Source organism: Leptolyngbya sp. NK1-12 (genome assembly GCF_032598965.1).
In the GTDB taxonomy this organism is placed as follows: domain Bacteria; phylum Cyanobacteriota; class Cyanobacteriia; order Elainellales; family Elainellaceae; genus Elainella.
This window is the reverse complement of record NZ_CP053586.1, coordinates 1,356,731-1,372,864: the sequence shown is the minus strand read 5'-3', so window position 1 is coordinate 1,372,864 and position 16,134 is coordinate 1,356,731. Positions and strand designations below refer to the sequence as shown.

14 protein-coding genes are annotated in these 16,134 nt (G+C 51.3%); 9 read left to right on the top strand and 5 right to left on the bottom strand.

Going from position 1 to position 16,134, the window contains the following annotated elements:
* Positions 1-20 precede the first annotated feature (20 nt).
* Positions 21-1,124, top strand: a complete 1,104-nt coding sequence (locus tag HJG54_RS05455; protein WP_316433804.1) for a DUF3616 domain-containing protein — start codon at positions 21-23, stop codon at positions 1,122-1,124.
* 54 nt (positions 1,125-1,178) lie between these two features.
* Here the strand turns inward: HJG54_RS05455 and HJG54_RS05450 are convergent, their stop codons facing one another.
* The 4 genes from HJG54_RS05450 to HJG54_RS05435 form a co-directional block, all read right to left on the bottom strand.
* A complete protein-coding gene (locus HJG54_RS05450) occupies positions 1,179-2,687 on the bottom strand; it encodes a hypothetical protein (RefSeq protein WP_316433803.1) in 1,509 nt (502 codons plus the stop codon).
* A 131-nt stretch (positions 2,688-2,818) separates the two neighbouring features.
* Entirely contained in the window at positions 2,819-3,652 is an 834-nt protein-coding gene (locus HJG54_RS05445; protein WP_316433801.1) for a SirB1 family protein, read from the bottom strand.
* A 4-nt stretch (positions 3,653-3,656) separates the two neighbouring features.
* Positions 3,657-4,190: a cyclic nucleotide-binding domain-containing protein gene (locus HJG54_RS05440; protein ID WP_316433800.1), complete on the bottom strand. Its 534-nt coding sequence runs from the start codon at positions 4,188-4,190 to the stop codon at positions 3,657-3,659.
* Positions 4,191-4,437: 247 nt separating this feature from the next.
* Positions 4,438-5,991, bottom strand: coding sequence for an FAD-dependent oxidoreductase (locus tag HJG54_RS05435; RefSeq protein ID WP_316433799.1), 1,554 nt, complete (start codon positions 5,989-5,991; stop codon positions 4,438-4,440).
* Between the two features lie 214 nt (positions 5,992-6,205).
* On the opposite strand from HJG54_RS05435, the gene HJG54_RS05430 reads away from it, so the two are divergent.
* Entirely contained in the window at positions 6,206-7,711 is a 1,506-nt protein-coding gene (locus HJG54_RS05430) for a phospholipid carrier-dependent glycosyltransferase (protein WP_316433798.1), read from the top strand.
* Positions 7,712-7,715: 4 nt separating this feature from the next.
* On the opposite strand, the gene trmB is transcribed toward HJG54_RS05430, so the two are convergent.
* Positions 7,716-8,363 (bottom strand): tRNA (guanosine(46)-N7)-methyltransferase TrmB, encoded by a 648-nt coding sequence (trmB, locus tag HJG54_RS05425; protein WP_316433796.1) that lies wholly within the window; start codon positions 8,361-8,363, stop codon positions 7,716-7,718.
* 374 nt (positions 8,364-8,737) lie between these two features.
* Here trmB and HJG54_RS05420 point away from each other — a divergent pair, with 374 nt between their 5' ends.
* From HJG54_RS05420 to HJG54_RS05390, 7 genes are all read left to right on the top strand, one after another.
* On the top strand, positions 8,738-9,853 hold the full coding sequence (locus HJG54_RS05420; RefSeq protein WP_316433794.1) for a metallophosphoesterase family protein: 1,116 nt from the start codon (positions 8,738-8,740) through the stop codon (positions 9,851-9,853).
* Positions 9,854-10,243: 390 nt separating this feature from the next.
* The gene (gene rpsL, locus HJG54_RS05415; RefSeq protein ID WP_036002537.1) at positions 10,244-10,618 is read left to right on the top strand and encodes a 30S ribosomal protein S12; all 375 of its coding nucleotides are present in this window, start codon (positions 10,244-10,246) and stop codon (positions 10,616-10,618) included.
* 277 nt (positions 10,619-10,895) lie between these two features.
* Entirely contained in the window at positions 10,896-11,366 is a 471-nt protein-coding gene (gene rpsG, locus HJG54_RS05410) for a 30S ribosomal protein S7 (protein WP_036002535.1), read from the top strand.
* Between the two features lie 96 nt (positions 11,367-11,462).
* Positions 11,463-13,583: an elongation factor G gene (gene fusA, locus HJG54_RS05405; RefSeq protein ID WP_036002533.1), complete on the top strand. Its 2,121-nt coding sequence runs from the start codon at positions 11,463-11,465 to the stop codon at positions 13,581-13,583.
* A 25-nt stretch (positions 13,584-13,608) separates the two neighbouring features.
* A complete protein-coding gene (gene tuf / locus HJG54_RS05400; protein ID WP_036002532.1) occupies positions 13,609-14,838 on the top strand; it encodes an elongation factor Tu in 1,230 nt (409 codons plus the stop codon).
* A gap of 132 nt (positions 14,839-14,970) precedes the next feature.
* Positions 14,971-15,279 carry a 30S ribosomal protein S10 gene (gene rpsJ, locus HJG54_RS05395; RefSeq protein WP_316435610.1) on the top strand — a complete coding sequence of 103 codons (309 nt, stop codon included), beginning with the start codon at positions 14,971-14,973 and terminating at the stop codon, positions 15,277-15,279.
* A gap of 213 nt (positions 15,280-15,492) precedes the next feature.
* The gene (locus HJG54_RS05390; RefSeq protein WP_316433793.1) at positions 15,493-16,134 is read left to right on the top strand and encodes an LON peptidase substrate-binding domain-containing protein; all 642 of its coding nucleotides are present in this window, start codon (positions 15,493-15,495) and stop codon (positions 16,132-16,134) included.

Genomic DNA, 16,134 nt, shown 5'->3' with positions numbered 1-16,134 from the left:
ATTCAACCCATTGCAACCCTATGGCGGAGTCATTTCTGCTGAGTCGAGTTCTATTGCGTTTCAGGTCCGGTTCTAGGAGCCTACTCAGCAATCTATCTGCTGTTGCTCTGGACTCTGATGGCAACCTCTGGGTTGGTTCTGACGAATTAAGTCAGATTGATGACCAAGAGCTAAATACGCTGGATCGGCTATCAGTCCTGAAATGTTGCGAATATGGCAATCATGAGCCGTTTCCGCTGCATGAGATTCTGAAGATTGACGACAGCTTGGGAGAAATCGACATCGAGGGATTGGATTATGCCGACTCTTATTTGTGGCTGACCGGTTCCCACAGCACCAAACGCAAAAAGCCCAAAGGCAAAAGCCTAGAAAAGGATATCCAGCGGCTAACGAAAGTGCAACCCGATCCCAATCGCTACCTAATTGCCCGTATCCCGGTTGTAGAGGGTCAACTCCATCAGTCCTGCCCTGACCCCAAGCAGCCCGATCGGCAGTTAACCGCAGCCTGCCTCAAGCAGAAAAAGCAGGGCAATCACTTGATGAAAGCGCTACATCATGATGACCATCTGGCTGACTATGTGGCAAATCGGCTGCCTGGAAAAGAAAACGGGTTCGATGTTGAAGGTATAGCAGTGCGGCAAAATCGGCTGTTTTTAGGTCTGCGGGGGCCTGTTTTGCGGGGTTGGGCCATTCTACTGGAGCTGGAGCTGGAGGACGCCGACGTTGACACGCTGGCCCTGAAGCCATTGGAGTCAAGCGAGCAGCGCTATCGAAAACATTTCTTGCAGCTAGACGGCCTGGGAATCCGTGATATTTGCTTCTATGGTGATGATCTGCTGATCCTGGCCGGACCAACGATGGATTTGACCGGGACGCAGCGTCTTTACTGCTGGCGAGATGCCTTGCATAGACTCAATGAAACTGTCTGCGAGCTAGAGTCCAATTCGCTAGAGTGTGTGTTTGAATTGCCCTACAGCTCCAGCGGCGATAAAGCCGAAGGAATAGCGCTTTTTCCCTGCCTAGGAGAAGCCAATGCTCTGCTCGTGCTTTACGATTCGCCCAACTCGTCGCGTCGCGTCGATCAGGATAGCGTGTATGGGGATGTATTTCGCTTGCCCTTCTAGTTTCATATCGGGTTCGTTAAGCGGTTGGGGGACATCTCAGCTGGCAACAGCGAGCTAGTGGGCTATGAATTCAAAGGCTGTCTGGAGCTGAATCACACCGCTCTGCCAGATGGCCCCATCGGTTTTGATGTTGACCTCGGTGTCTGAGCGCAGCAGTGCTAGTTCAGGTGCATTGTGCTCAATCTGTTGCCACAGTCTGGCTTCTAGGTGAGTTAATAGGGTTGGTTGCAGGCACCACTCATGCTCGCTCGACTGCACAATCGCTGCTGCTATTGGGGAAGCGGGGGGGGATCCTAAAGCGCGCCGCACTAAGTCGAACTGTTGTTCCTGCATGGGTGTTCGAATCACCAACTGCACCACAAATCTGAGGATGCCATTGGACTGGGCTTGCTGAGGTTGCCATAGGTTGACCCGAACGCCGCTAGTGAATTGCATCACCTCATAGGCTGTGCGATTAATTCCCCAGAGGAGCCGTAGCCCCAACTCATCAAGGGGCAAAGACTGTTGAGCAAACGTGCGGCTAGCTAAGCTGAGCGAGAATTGCAACTGGTCAATAGCGGTACAGCCCTGTTGCACAATTGCCATTAAGGCATCGGCACGACTGGGGGCAGCCAAGCGGCAGTGAGCCAGAAGCTGCGTTAGTTGGTGCTCGACCGCGCTGGTGATGTGCTGTTCCAGCCAAGCAGGGTGACTGAAGCGGAGGAGGAGCGGGGGGCCAGTAGATTCAGACGAACTGATCGGGCTGGGGCTGAACTCCAAGCCTAGCTGCAGGCTCACGTTCCCAGATTGCCAGTCGAACTGGGGAATCAGCCAATCGGCTGTCAGCCCGTGGAAAAATGGTGTCAAAGCAGGTTCAGTGGCGATAATTTGAGCCGTTAGCTGTTGGAGTAGCACCGAAGCTGCCGTGGGCTGTGGGGTGAGTAGGCTAGCTTGGATTTGGATCCGGCTGTTGTGTAGTAGTGCCAGCGTGGGCTGCTCTGTGACGAGATCAAGTTTCGCTACACCCCGCTCGGTTTTTAGCTCTAGCATCACAACTAAACGCACGATTCCTGCCTGCCAGGTTTGATCACCCTGTTCCACATCAGCAGTCACGCCCTCGATCAACTGCACGGTCTCATGGGTGCTCCTGGCAATGCTCCAGAGCCAGTAAGGAATTAGTTTTTTAAGTAGCTGAACCTTTTCAGGCTGTAATCCTGCCGTCTGGCCTACTGTTGCCTCAGAAGGCACTGCTGAGTTGCACGGAGTGTGGCCGAACTGAAGCAAAACCTCCTGCGCTTCGGAGGACACGTAGGGCAGCAGCGTTTCTGGAGTATCCGTGGCTTGATTGTTGGTTGAACGCAACTGGGCAATTCGTTTCACGAGCCGCTGCATGGCGGCCAACTGGGCAGGGGCCACTGGGGCTGCCAGTTCTGGCAGGGCATCAGACCACTTCAGCATGACTTGATCAAGACTAAGCGACCGGGGTGAATCGGGAGTTGAACCCAAAGACACCAGCGCGCGTCCTGCTTCAGCCGAGTCGAGCAGCGAGCCATCAGTCGCAGAGAGGGGAAGCAAATTGACCATCACCGTTTTAGGGATACAGAGCTGAGGCAAGATGTAGTGTCTTTATAGCTCAGTTTTGCTGTTTTGTCCCTAGATGTATTAAAACTTAGATGTATTAAAGCCTAGAGGCCCAACTGCTCTGATGGGTGGCTCTACTCAGCGCCTTCGCTGTTCTGCATGCGTTGCAATAGGCTTCGGATCAAACCAGTGTCAGTTGCGAGTGGCTCTTCAGCCAAGTAGGTCTCTAACTCGCGGCAGGCTTCCGGCCACCGGCCCAATTGGTAGTAGAGCAAGCCCCGATCTCGGCGGTCGGTGATCGAATCTGGAAACAGCAACAGGATTCGGTCAATAGCTGCCAGTGCCTTCTGAATCTTACCCTTGGACAGGTAAATTGCCTTCAGGTTGCCCAGCATCCGCGCCAAAAACTGCTGGGGGCTAATCGCGGGCAACTGCTCTGGTTGCATCTGCATCGGACGGCTAAAAATCTGGCTTAATCGGTCTTGGCAATCTTCAGCAAATAACACCTCACCCTGATGGAACGGATCGACAAAGATCTGCATCCCTTCCCCTACTGGGCGAATCAAAAAATGACCAGGCATATTGATCCCTACCATCGGGAAGTCGATGCGGGCGGCAATCTCCAGATAGATCAGCGATAGCGTAATTGGGATGCCAGTCCGCCGGTCGATCACTTGATTCAGATAGCTATTGCGTGGGTCATAGTATTGATCCGTATTGCCGCGAAACTTGAGGTCTGCAAACAGGTATTGGTTGATAGTTTGAATGATGCGCAGCGGATACCTCTGGGGCGGCAGCCGTTCTGCAACCTCGGCGGCCATTGTATCGATAGCATTCAGGTATTCTTCTACGTCCAGCTCTGGATATTCTTCTTGAGCTAGATATAACGCGGCTCTGCCCAGATTGATTTCAGCATCGGGCTGGTGAATCTCTTGATAAAAGCGCTGCCGTGCCAGTGAGAACTCCATGCAACTAGCTTCCTCGCAGACGGTTGAGCAACCAGTTGAGTCGTGCCTTAGCCAGGTCTAAATTGTCGATCACCTGCGGGTTGACGTTGCTTTCGTCATCATTGGGTGGATGCTCCTTGTCGTATCCCAAACGGCTAACGGTACCGCGCAAGCGATCGGCCAGAAACACGGCGATCGCATGGTAAAAGTGGCATGCAAATTCGACATCTTGCAACAATTTGGCGGCCAGCTTCATCCGGGGAATAGCCCACACCAGCGAGTCTTCAACGGCCTTCACGGTTGCTGCCGGAGGGCGACTATCAATAAACGACATCTCACCCACAATCTCTCCGGTCCCAAGGCGGGCAATTTCTTCGCCTCCCATCGCCTCAACGCTCACCGCCAGCGTTCCTTGTAGAACCAGGTAGAAGGCATCGGTAGGTTCTCCTTCGTAGATCAAAATTTCTTTAGCAGGCACGTTCTTACGTTTGCCCGCATGCATCAGCCAATCAAAGTCCCGATCGCTAAACTCGGAGAGCATGTAAAGTGCTTTTTTCATATTGGTGCTCTATAAGCTCTATAGAATGAAGGGATTTCAACCTGGCCTAGCTTGATTGGCTCAGATCTGAACCTGCGATCGTGTGGCTGAACGGAGCGAAAAACTAAGTTCCGATAAGAAGTTCCGATAAGAAAATTCTGCAGGTTAAATCGCCTAAATTTTGCGTCAGGAAATTAAATCTAGCTAAAATTTGCTGGATTTGACCCCAGCAAGCCCCAATTTTATCGGCACCTAACCCCGGCAATGGCTACTCGTGATAATCCTGCCCAGAGCCGTACTGCCAAGCCTCCAGCCACCGATCAAACCGATAGCGTTGGCTGGCAGATAGCTGTTTGCTCCAAGGCTGAAGCGCTCTCCCCACTCGATAAAGCATCGTGTAAACTGCCAACAGAGCAAAGTGCATCAACCACTCCAACAGGGTGAACAGTCCCACTTGCGGAATTACTTTAATCACCAGTCCAGGATTGGCCAGCGAAACTCGCAGCATAGTTTGACACAAGGCCGGAAACTGAACGACATCCTGCAAAAACGGCTTTAGCACCCGGTCGCCCATCTGGCTCATTTGGGCAAACACACCCGACAGAAGCTGATTGATCTGGTGAGGCGGAATCGACTGCTGTATTCCCACGCTCATGGCTCGCTGAAATAGCCAGGTGACAGCTAAGTTCGGTTGATAGGGCTGAAGCAGAGCTAGATCAGACCGCTGCAGCAAATCGGCGTCTAGAGCCGCATGAATTCCCAGTGTCAACCGCTCCAAATGGCGGATTATGGACCCAAAGCCACCAAAACTGAGGGGAGACTGACTGCCGCTACTGTCCCCCACAGCCAGCACTCGATGCCAGCGGACGGGTAACGGGCTTTGCCGATAGCAGGGGAAAAAGCCAAACAGCGCCCGCTGAAACTGCAGTTCAGACAGCTCCACTTCCTGATAGGCAGGCAACAACCGCAGATAATCCTCAAATAAAGCTTCTAGGCTGGGACGAGCTGGATCGGCATCAAGATAGGTGAAGAGATAGGTCGTTCTGCCGTCGTGGGCCGGAAACGCCTCCCAAAAGTATTGGCACTGGTTCTGGGTTGGCGTGATCGAAGCAAACAAATCGCCGGTCCGGTTATCTGGAAATCCTTGGGCGCAACTGCCTACTACCAGACAAACCGCATCTGGTTTTTGCCCCTGTCGAGTCTGCCGCGCAATCGGTGAGAAGTGGCCCATCGCATCTAGTAGCAGCCGGGCAGTAAATTGGGTCGCATCGGTCGTTGTGATGCTGACGCCATTGGGATGAACCACTGCCGACTCAAATGCAGCCTGCTCGAATAGTTGGCCGCCAGCGGCTAAGAACTTGAGCTTTAGAGTTTCCAGCAAAAAGACCGGATCGACACCCACATTCAGCACATCCGTGACCCACAGCTCTACCCCCTGATGAAACTGAATCCGGGCCGGGTTATACTCTGTCACGATCGCCTGCTCCAGCTCGGAAGCAGACAGCAAGCCCAGCTGAACCAAAACCTGTAGCTCACGGCGAGAAATGTTCCATTCCTGGGTGCGCCCGCGCAGTATCCCTCGTTCGAGCAGCGCTACTCGCCAACCTCGCTGGGCCAAAGCCGCGCCAATTAAAATACCTAGCGTGCCGCCGCAGATCACCACGTCCCAATCCACTAGCTCCAGCGGCTGGGGATCTTCTCTCACAACCGTCGGCAATGGCAGAGAGGCGTCCCGGTATGCTCGCCAAAGCTGGTCCGCTCGTCTCAGGCTATCTAACGGGTTGTCGGGCAGTGGGGCAAGAATCTGTTCGGTCAGGCTCATGGCAGACTCGTAGCAGGGCTTTCTTGATCCTAGAAGAAGATGGAATGGCTAGCTAGGATTCGCTGTCACCAAGCTGGTTGACGAACCAATCGAAATTTCAATTTTGGGCGGGCTTTCAACAAGAGAGGCTGTTGATTTCAGGGTTTGATTTCAGAGCCTTACGGTAGGGTAGATAAGACAGTAATGGTGTGCTGGATTCTCTGAGCTGATTGCTATGCCGTTGACTACTTCTGCGCAAGCCAAATCTCGCCAGTTTCCTTGGTTTGGAATCGGCATGGCGGGAATCTTTCTGCTCTCTCTACTGCTGCGATTTTGGGGCCTGTCTCGGTTCAACACCTTGGTATTCGACGAGGTCTACTACGCCAAGTTCGCCAGCGCTTTCCTCAAGGGTGAAATCGTATTTACCGGCCATCCGCCCCTCAGCACCTACATCATTGCGATCGGCATCTGGATTGGTAATCACCTACCCTGGGGCAATGTAGATCCGAAAAACGGCCTCACCGGATTGCTGCTGTCTCCCTTCAGCTATCGCTGGCTAAATGCCTTGACAGGCGCATTCATTCCACTGGTGATAGGAGCCATTGCCTATCAGCTAACTCGCCGTTCTAGCTACGCTTTGATTGCTGCACTGTTGATCAGTGCAGATGGCTTGTTTCTGGTTGAGTCGCGCTATGCTCTCAATAATGTCTACCTGGTTTTGTTTGGTTTACTGGGACATCTGTTTTTGCTCGTCGCTCTACAGGCAACTGCTTGGCAGCGCTGGTTCTACCTGATTTTGGCTGGAGTTGGTTTTGGTGGCTCTGCGGCAATCAAATGGAATGGCATGGGGTTTTTGTTAGGGGCCTATGCAGTTTGGGGAATAGCTTGGATTGTCGCCTGGGTGCAATCGCGCCTTACAGCCCCTGGATTCACAACCCTGCACTCTTACCAGCCCCGGTCACCGCTGCAAAATCTAACTCAGCTGCATTTAGGGCATATCCTGGTTGCTTTCGCGCTCGTACCTGCTCTGACCTACTATCTGAGCTGGCTGCCCTATATCTATGTTGATCCTGGCAGCAGCACTTTCTGGCAGTTGCAGCTTGAAACGTTTGACTACCACAAGCGGGTGGGTGGCTTAGATGCCCATCCCTATTGTTCTCTGTGGCATACGTGGCCGCTGATGCTACGTCCGGTTGCCTACTTCTACAAAACCACCCAAACTCCTGAGGAAGCCTTACCGCTAGTGGGGCCACCCTTACCTGCCGAAGCCGCTACCGTCATTTATGATGTGCACGCTATGGGAAATCCGATTCTCTGGTGGTTTTCCACGGCCGTCGTTGTTCTGCTCATGGTGCTGTTGGCTCAGCAAATCTGGCAAAAGCTATCAGCAGGTCAATCTAATAGCGGCGAAGTAGCTGAACATGCTCCACTCTCGCCTGCCTACGTCTGGGCTGTGGCTTATTTACTGATCAACTGGGCGGCGAACCTGCTGCCATGGGTCCGGGTGACTCGCTGTCTGTTTATCTATCACTACATGGGATCGCTAGTGTTTGCCGTGCTGCTGTTAGCTTTGTTGATCGACCGCTGGTGGCAAGGCCATCAGACTTGGCAAAAATCCGCTGCCATTACGCTAACTGGTCTAGTGCTGATTGGTTTTGTGTTTTGGATGCCGCTATTCCTAGGATTGCCGCTGTCGCCAGAAGGCTTGCAGTTGCGTCGCTGGTTCCCCTCCTGGATCTAGTTCTCTAGGCGTCTTCAGGTTCTTTTTTCAGGAACACAGCTCGGTACACCGGTTCACCCTTAGCCAACGTAGACTGTTCGCGTTCGGTAGGCACGGGTAAAGGATTAGTCGCTACCCAATCCTGGTTCTGTCGTCTAAATCGAGACTCGGCCTCAAAGCGGTCGCACATTTCCACTGCAACAGCTTCTACGTCAGATTGCAGTAGCACCATGCCACCAGGAGCTAAATAGTCAGCCAACAGTGCCACCATCTCTGGCTGTACCACTCGCCGCTTTTGGTGGCGCTTCTTAAACCAGGGATCAGGGAATTGAATCGTAACACGCTGCAATACACCCGGTGGCAACGATGCCAGCAAGGGCCGGAGAGCCGAGTTGACGTTGCAAAACAGGTAGTGCAAATTCACTAACCTTAGTTCATCGCGCCATTCGTTCGCTTTCAACACCAGCGGTTCCCGTATTTCTAAACCTAAAAAGTTCCGCTCCGGCTGCTGTTGAGCTATTTCTAGCAAAAATGCTCCCCTGGCACAGCCAATGTCTAGGTGCAGCGGCTGCATCGGTGCCGCATAAACCTTGTGCCAATCTGGTAGCTGTAGTGGCTGCTGATATTTCTGACTTAACGGATTGACATGCTGGCGAACTCGAACAACGGGCACTGGATTCTCCTGATTACGACTCAGCTACCGATCTTAGCGCTCCTAAGCCCGACCTTAACCGCTTCTCTAGCCACAAGGAGCACCGCGCCAGTCGCGAGTTGAGCTGCATTCAGAGCCTATCCGAAATTACTGAAGGGGCTTGAAATTCAAAACCTTTGACGAGTTTACTGACTTGCAGTCAGAGAAATCAGAGAAATCGGATCGGTAGCAAGCAAGCAGAAATATGCGAGCTGGACCATAAAAAAGGAATTGCAACAGAGGATCGAGAAGATGTAAAGATGAAGGATGAGTCGCTTGATTCGGCCTGCTGTCCCTTTTTCAGCCTCTAGCTCTTCTCCATAGAGAGAATTTCGTTTAACCAACTGGTTTACTAAATGAGTCTTAAATTCCGCTTTGCTATTCTCAGCGATCCCCACATCGCTTTACCTCAGACAATTTGGCACCACCCCAAACGATTCCATCTAGTTGAGGTCAGCATTCCGGCCCTAGAAGCGGTCCTAGAACGACTGAGCCATGTTGATTTGGATTTTTTGCTGATCCCCGGTGATTTAACTCAGCATGGGGAACCCAATAATCATGCTTGGTTGGTGCAACGCTTAGCCCAGCTTCCCTACCCGGTCTATGTAATTCCCGGAAATCATGATGTAGTGGAACGAGAAGCGACAGCACAGACCATTGGCTTGGCCGATTTTCCTCGCTATTACCAGAAATTCGGCTACACAGATCTAGCTCAACCTTATTACACCTGCGAGGTACTGCCCGGTGTCCGGTTGATAGGACTAAACTCGAATGGATTTGATTTAGAAGGCAAGCAGCTCCATTCTGGTTATCTTGATCCAGACCAGCTTGAATGGCTGCAACAGGTGCTAGCCGCAAGCCGAGATGAACTGCTGTTAGTCATGCTGCACCACAATGTTCTGGAACACCTGCCAGGCCAACGGTCCAGCGCTTTGGGACGACGCTATATGCTGGAGAATAGCAACGAGCTTTTGCCATTACTGCAGGCAGCAGGAGTCCAGCTACTATTTACTGGCCACTTGCATGTTCAAGATGTAACCCAGCATCAGGGTTTGTATGAAATTACGACAGGTTCCCTAGTCAGCTATCCTCACCCCTATCGGGTACTGGAATTTCAGCAGGATGATGCAGGCAATTGTTGGCTCCAAATTGAGTCAGGTCGAGTCACCCAGGTGCCAGACTGGTCTGATTTGCTACACTCATCTCGGGAATGGATGGGCGAACGATCTAGTTCATTTATGTTAAAGCTGTTAACCCACCCGCCCTTGAATTTGCCTCATGCTCAAGCCGAAACGATTGTTCCAGAGCTGCGCTACTTCTGGGCCGATATTGCCAATGGCGATGCTGTGTTTGACTTTTCCCACCTACCCGATCCAATCCGCCGTTTTCTCACTAATTTCGGTGCTGTAGATCAGGAAGGCAAGCCTCAGCTAATTGATAATTTTGCTACTCTCAAATTAGAAAAGGCTTGAATGAACTAGTGAAGCTTTTCATAGAGTATGTGCACGCAAATCTACCGGGAGAGTTGTATCTTGATCCTGTAAATTTGATCCTGTAGATTGACCCCGGTTGAATTGACCCCGGTTGAATTGACCCTGAAAGTTCGCACAGGCGCGTTTTGTCTGCGTTGCCTTGTCCGTACTATTTGTATGGGTTTGTCCAGGTCTCTTGTATCTGCGTAGTCGCGGTTTTAACTGCTCTTAACCATCTATATATTCCTATATATTCGCAAATCTTGTCAGATATTAGAAAACCTATAAAAAACACAAATTGACAGTCATCCATTAAAATCGATATAGTTAGAGACTGTGAAAACTGAGGTCAACTGTAATTCATTACAAGGGTAAAGTTTATCCTAGCTCATGCCAACTATTCAGCAGCTTATCCATAACGAACGCCAAAAAGTTCAAAAGAAAACGAAATCTCCAGCTCTTAAGAGCTGCCCTCAGCGTCGCGGTGTTTGCACGAGGGTATATACCACGACGCCCAAGAAACCTAACTCTGCACTGCGTAAGGTTGCTAGGGTTCGTTTGACGTCTGGTTTTGAAGTCACTGCCTATATTCCGGGTATTGGTCATAACCTGCAAGAGCACTCAGTGGTTATGATTCGGGGTGGCCGGGTCAAGGATTTGCCTGGGGTCCGTTACCACATCATTCGCGGTACGTTGGATACTGCCGGAGTGAAGGATCGGAAGCAAGGCCGCTCTAAGTATGGTGCTAAACGTCCAAAAGCTTGAGTTATCTGGAGGCAGGGTGCTTCCAGTGACGATTTTACTTTGATTGGCGATGGATCACGCCGCCAGTTTTGCAGCGGTAGCGGCTTGAATGTAAGGTCGTTGTGGCTAAGCTCTGGTTGCGGACAGATGTAGAGGGAAACGTTGAAGTAGAAATTCATTTCAACATCGCTTCTCGCTGTGTGGGGTTTGAGAATTTCGTGCGGTCATTTTGGACTGTCGGAAGGGGTTGGTGTATTACTCTAGTCTTGCTTGAACAAATCTTTAAGGTTAGTTATCCATGTCTCGTCGAACTGCTGCTCAAAAACGTCCAGTCACGCCTGATCCGGTTTATAACAGCCGCCTAGTGAATATGATGGTGGCTCGTTTGATGAGGGCAGGCAAAAAGTCTATCGCCTACGGCATTGTCTACGATGCCTTCAAAATTCTGGAAGAGCGGACTAGCTCCGACCCACTAGAGCTATTTGAACGGGCTGTGAAAAACGCTACGCCTTTGGTGGAAGTGAAGGCACGGCGGGTTGGTGGTGCAACCTATCAGGTTCCGATGGAGGTTCGCTCTGAGCGGGGTACTGCGTTGGCACTGCGTTGGTTGACTCAATTTTCTAGACAGCGTTCGGGTCGCACTATGGCAAGCAAGTTAGCCAATGAGTTGATGGATGCGGCTAACGAGACTGGATCGACTATCCGCAAACGGGAAGAAACTCACCGCATGGCCGAGGCTAACAAGGCTTTCGCCCATTACCGTTACTAAATTTGCAAGAACTACATCGAGACCCAGCAGAAAAGTATAAAATCTTAACAGAAGCAGTAAGCAAGCAACTGCAGCGAAAGCTTTAAGGAGGTAGCTGTGGCACGTAATATCCCGCTTGAACGGGTACGTAATATTGGAATTGCCGCACATATTGATGCGGGTAAAACAACAACAACAGAGCGGATTTTGTACTACTCTGGCGTTGTTCATAAGATCGGTGAGGTTCACGAGGGGACCGCTGTAACAGACTGGATGGAACAGGAGCGGGAGCGGGGTATTACGATTACTGCTGCTGCGATCAGTACGGCTTGGACAAGGCGTGACCCAGAGAACCCAACTCAGCCTCAATCAGGCGCTCTGGAGCATCGCATTAATATTATTGATACCCCTGGTCACGTAGACTTCACGATTGAGGTGGAGCGTTCCATGCGTGTGCTGGACGGTGTGATTGCGGTCTTTTGCTCGGTCGGTGGTGTTCAGCCCCAGTCTGAGACCGTTTGGCGGCAAGCGGATCGCTATCGTGTGCCTCGCATCGCGTTCATCAACAAGATGGACCGCATGGGTGCGAACTTCTTTAAGGTCTATGGGCAACTGCGCGACCGGCTGCGGGCCAACGCCGTTCCAATTCAGATTCCTATCGGTGCCGAAGAAGACTTCAAAGGCATTGTTGACTTAGTGCGCATGAAGGCTTATGCCTACACCAACGATATTGGTACCGACATTCAGGTCGTAGACATTCCTGATGACATCAAGGATGTTGCGGAAGAGTATCGGGTCAAACTGGTGGAATCGGTAGCCGAAGTTGATGATGACTTAATTGAGAAGTACCTTGGCGGCGAAGATCTCACGGAAGAAGAAATTCGGGCTGCGTTGCGTAAAGGGACGATCGAGGGCACGATTGTACCGGTGTTGTGCGGTTCTGCCTTCAAGAACAAGGGCGTCCAGCTTTTGCTCGACGCGGTGGTGGATTATTTGCCTTCTCCGCCGGAGGTTCCAGCAATTCAAGGTACCCTCCCCGATGGCAGCACGGCTGTGCGGACGGCAAGCGATGATGAGCCGTTCTCAGCTCTGGCGTTCAAGATTATGGCTGACCCCTATGGTCGTCTGACGTTTATTCGGGTCTACTCTGGTGTACTCACCAAAGGTAGCTACATCTACAACGCCACCAAAGGCAAGAAAGAGCGGATCTCTCGCTTGATTGTCTTGAAAGCCGATGAGCGTCAAGAGGTTGACGAGCTGCGGGCAGGTGACTTGGGTGCAGCCCTAGGCTTGAAGGATACCTTCACTGGGGATACCCTCTGCGACGAAACTAAGCCAATTATTCTGGAGTCCCTGTTTATTCCTGAGCCTGTGATTTCGGTTGCCGTTGAACCGAAGACAAAGCAGGACATGGAGAAACTCTCCAAAGCGCTACAGGCTCTGTCTGAGGAAGACCCAACCTTCCGAGTTAGCGTTGACCCAGAAACCAATCAGACTGTGATTGCCGGTATGGGTGAGCTGCACCTAGATATCCTGGTGGATCGGATGAAGCGGGAGTACAAGGTAGAAGCAAATGTCGGTGCACCTCAGGTAGCTTACCGCGAAACAGTTCGTAAGCCTGTGCGAGCCGAAGGTAAGTTTGTCCGCCAGAGTGGTGGTAAGGGGCAGTATGGTCACGTTGTGATTGAGTTGGAACCGGGTGAGCCAGGTACTGGCTTCGAGTTTGTCTCTAAAATTGTCGGTGGTGTGGTTCCGAGGGAATATATTCCACCAGCAGAACAAGGGATGAAAGAAGCTTGCGAGACTGGTATCTTGGCCGGCTATCCGGTAATTGACTTGAAGGTCACGATGGTGGATGGTTCCTACCACGATGTTGACTCCTCAGAAATGGCGTTCAAGATTGCCGGCTCAATGGCAATTAAGGAAGCCGTTATGAAGGCGTCACCAGTTCTGCTTGAGCCTATGATGAAGGTTGAAGTAGAGGTTCCTGAAGACTTCATCGGCAACGTTATCGGTGATCTCAACTCTCGTCGAGGTCAAATTGAAGGTCAGGACACGGAGCAAGGGGTAGCAAAGGTAACGGCGAAAGTCCCCCTAGCGGAGATGTTTGGATATGCTACTGATATTCGGTCTAAAACCCAAGGTCGGGGCATATTCACGATGGAGTTCAGTCACTACGAGGAAGTTCCCCGGAACGTGGCTGAAGCAATCATTGCAAAGAACAAAGGGAACGCATAGTCAGTAAAGAGGAACGGATAGATACATGGCACGCGCAAAATTTGAACGGACTAAACCCCACGTTAATATTGGTACGGTTGGTCACGTTGACCACGGTAAAACCACTTTGACGGCTGCGATCACGATGACGTTGGCGGCTCTGGGTCAAGCTCAGGCCAAGAGCTACGATCAGATTGACGCTGCTCCGGAAGAGAAAGCTCGTGGTATCACCATCAACACAGCCCATGTGGAGTACGAGACTGAAAATCGCCACTATGCCCATGTGGACTGTCCTGGTCACGCTGACTATGTGAAGAACATGATCACGGGAGCGGCTCAGATGGATGGTGCCATCCTAGTGGTAGCGGCTACCGACGGTGCGATGCCTCAAACCAGAGAGCACATCCTGTTGGCGAAGCAGGTCGGCGTACCCAGCATTGTGGTCTTCCTGAACAAGATCGATCAGGTAGATGATGAAGAGCTGTTGGAACTGGTGGAATTAGAGCTGCGTGAACTGCTCAGCAGCTATGACTTCCCTGGTGATGATATTCCCATTATTCGCGGTTCTGGGTTGATGGCATTGGAAGCAATGCAGAAGAATCCCAAAACCCAGCGGGGTGACAATGAGTGGGTCGACAGAATCTATGAACTCATGGATGCCGTTGACTCCTTCATTCCTACTCCTGAGCGCGATGTGGACAAGCCGTTCTTGATGGCTGTTGAGGATGTCTTCAGCATCACCGGTCGGGGTACTGTGGCGACGGGACGAATTGAGCGCGGCAAGATCAAGCTCAACGAAACCGTTGAAGTGGTCGGTATTCGCGAAACCCGCACGACAACCGTGACCGGGATCGAGATGTTCAAGAAGAGTCTGGAAGAAGGTATGGCGGGCGATAACGCTGGTCTACTGCTGCGGGGCTTCAAGAAAGAAGATATTGAACGCGGCATGGTCCTGGCTAAACCCGGCTCGATTACTCCTCATACTCAATTTGAGGGTGAGGTCTATGTCCTGACCGAAAAGGAAGGTGGCCGGAAGACTCCCTTCTTTGCCGGCTACAAGCCTCAGTTCTATGTCCGAACCACTGATGTGACCGGCACCATCAAGGCCTTTACGGCTGATGACGGCAGCGATGCTGAAATGGTTATGCCTGGTGACCGTATCAAGGCAACGGTTGAGCTGATCAGCCCGATTGCAATTGAGCAAGGGATGCGCTTTGCGATCCGTGAGGGTGGCCGGACCATTGGTGCGGGTGTGGTCTCTAAGATCATCAAGTAACAGCCTGCTCGGTTTTGATGGCCTAGGATTCAGCAGCTGGGGGTAACAAACTTGGCTGCTGAATTCCTTTGCTCCAGTGTGAACGAACTGAACCTAGAAAACTTAGTAACTGAGAAACTTCTGATGGCAACTATCCAGCAACAAAAAATTCGCATTCGCCTCAAAGCCTTTGACCGTCGCCTCCTCGACACCTCTTGCGAAAAAATTGTCGAGACGGCAAACCGCACGAATGCCACCGCGATTGGTCCGATCCCCCTCCCTACAAAACGGCGGATCTATTGTGTATTGCGCTCGCCTCACGTCGATAAAGATTCTCGCGAACACTTCGAAACACGCACCCATCGCCGCATTATTGATATTTATCAACCGTCCTCCAAGACGATTGACGCCCTGATGAAACTCGATCTACCCGCCGGCGTTGACATTGAGGTGAAGCTGTAGAACTCGCCTTTTCCTCCAAAGCACACCCTTTTAACAATGCGATAAACTAATTAGAGTGGTTGCAGATTGTAACTACTCTATTATTTTTTGTTACTTATTTCGATTTTTACCCATCTCAGTAGTTCAGTAGTTCAGTAGTTTTCTGGAGCTGCGACTTACTGTTAAGTTGTTTTAATTCTACGTTGAGTCCACCCTACGGGGCTTTGAAGTGTAATGGCCTTCTCTTCATCAGTTGCTGTTCGTGAATTGCCTCTCTTCCCCTTGCCTGAGGTTGTTTTGTTCCCCAGTATCCCCTTACCTCTGCATATCTTTGAGTTTCGCTATCGGATCATGATGAACACTATTCTCCAGAGCGATCGTCGGTTTGGAGTATTGATGGTGGATCCGATGGATGGCAAAGTAGCGACCGTAGGATGCTGTGCCGAGGTGATTTATCACGAGCGCACGCCCGATGATCGAATGTATATCAAAACTATTGGTCAGCAGCGTTTTCGCGTGTTGGATTACGTTCGAGAAAAGCCTTACTATATTGGACTCGTTGAGTGGATTGAGGACGAGCCAACCGAGCGCGATCTGCATGGTTTGATGACAGATGTAGATCAACTGCTGCGCGATGTGGTTCAGCTATCAGTTAAGCTTACAGGCCAAGAAATTGAACTGCCCGATGACATTCCCAATTCTCCGATTGAGCTTTCCTATTGGGTTGCCGGCAACCTTAAAGGTGTGGCCCGAGAACAACAATCCCTCTTAGAAATGCAGAGTACTGCGACTCGGTTAGAAAGGGAAGCTGAGATTCTGACTACAACTCGCAATCATCTAGCTGCTCGTGCTGCGCTGAAGGATGCTTTTACATAG

Bases quoted from the DNA above. Each gene is read 5' to 3' on its own strand.
- HJG54_RS05455 (WP_316433804.1), top strand. From the start codon at position 21: ATGGCGGAGTCATTTCTGCTGAGTCGAGTTCTATTGCGTTTCAGGTCC.
- HJG54_RS05450 (WP_316433803.1), bottom strand. From the start codon at position 2,687: ATGGTCAATTTGCTTCCCCTCTCTGCGACTGATGGCTCGCTGCTCGAC.
- HJG54_RS05445 (WP_316433801.1), bottom strand. From the start codon at position 3,652: ATGGAGTTCTCACTGGCACGGCAGCGCTTTTATCAAGAGATTCACCAG.
- HJG54_RS05440 (WP_316433800.1), bottom strand. From the start codon at position 4,190: ATGAAAAAAGCACTTTACATGCTCTCCGAGTTTAGCGATCGGGACTTT.
- HJG54_RS05435 (WP_316433799.1), bottom strand. From the start codon at position 5,991: ATGAGCCTGACCGAACAGATTCTTGCCCCACTGCCCGACAACCCGTTA.
- HJG54_RS05430 (WP_316433798.1), top strand. From the start codon at position 6,206: ATGCCGTTGACTACTTCTGCGCAAGCCAAATCTCGCCAGTTTCCTTGG.
- HJG54_RS05420 (WP_316433794.1), top strand. From the start codon at position 8,738: ATGAGTCTTAAATTCCGCTTTGCTATTCTCAGCGATCCCCACATCGCT.
- rpsL (WP_036002537.1), top strand. From the start codon at position 10,244: ATGCCAACTATTCAGCAGCTTATCCATAACGAACGCCAAAAAGTTCAA.
- rpsG (WP_036002535.1), top strand. From the start codon at position 10,896: ATGTCTCGTCGAACTGCTGCTCAAAAACGTCCAGTCACGCCTGATCCG.
- tuf (WP_036002532.1), top strand. From the start codon at position 13,609: ATGGCACGCGCAAAATTTGAACGGACTAAACCCCACGTTAATATTGGT.
- HJG54_RS05390 (WP_316433793.1), top strand. From the start codon at position 15,493: ATGGCCTTCTCTTCATCAGTTGCTGTTCGTGAATTGCCTCTCTTCCCC.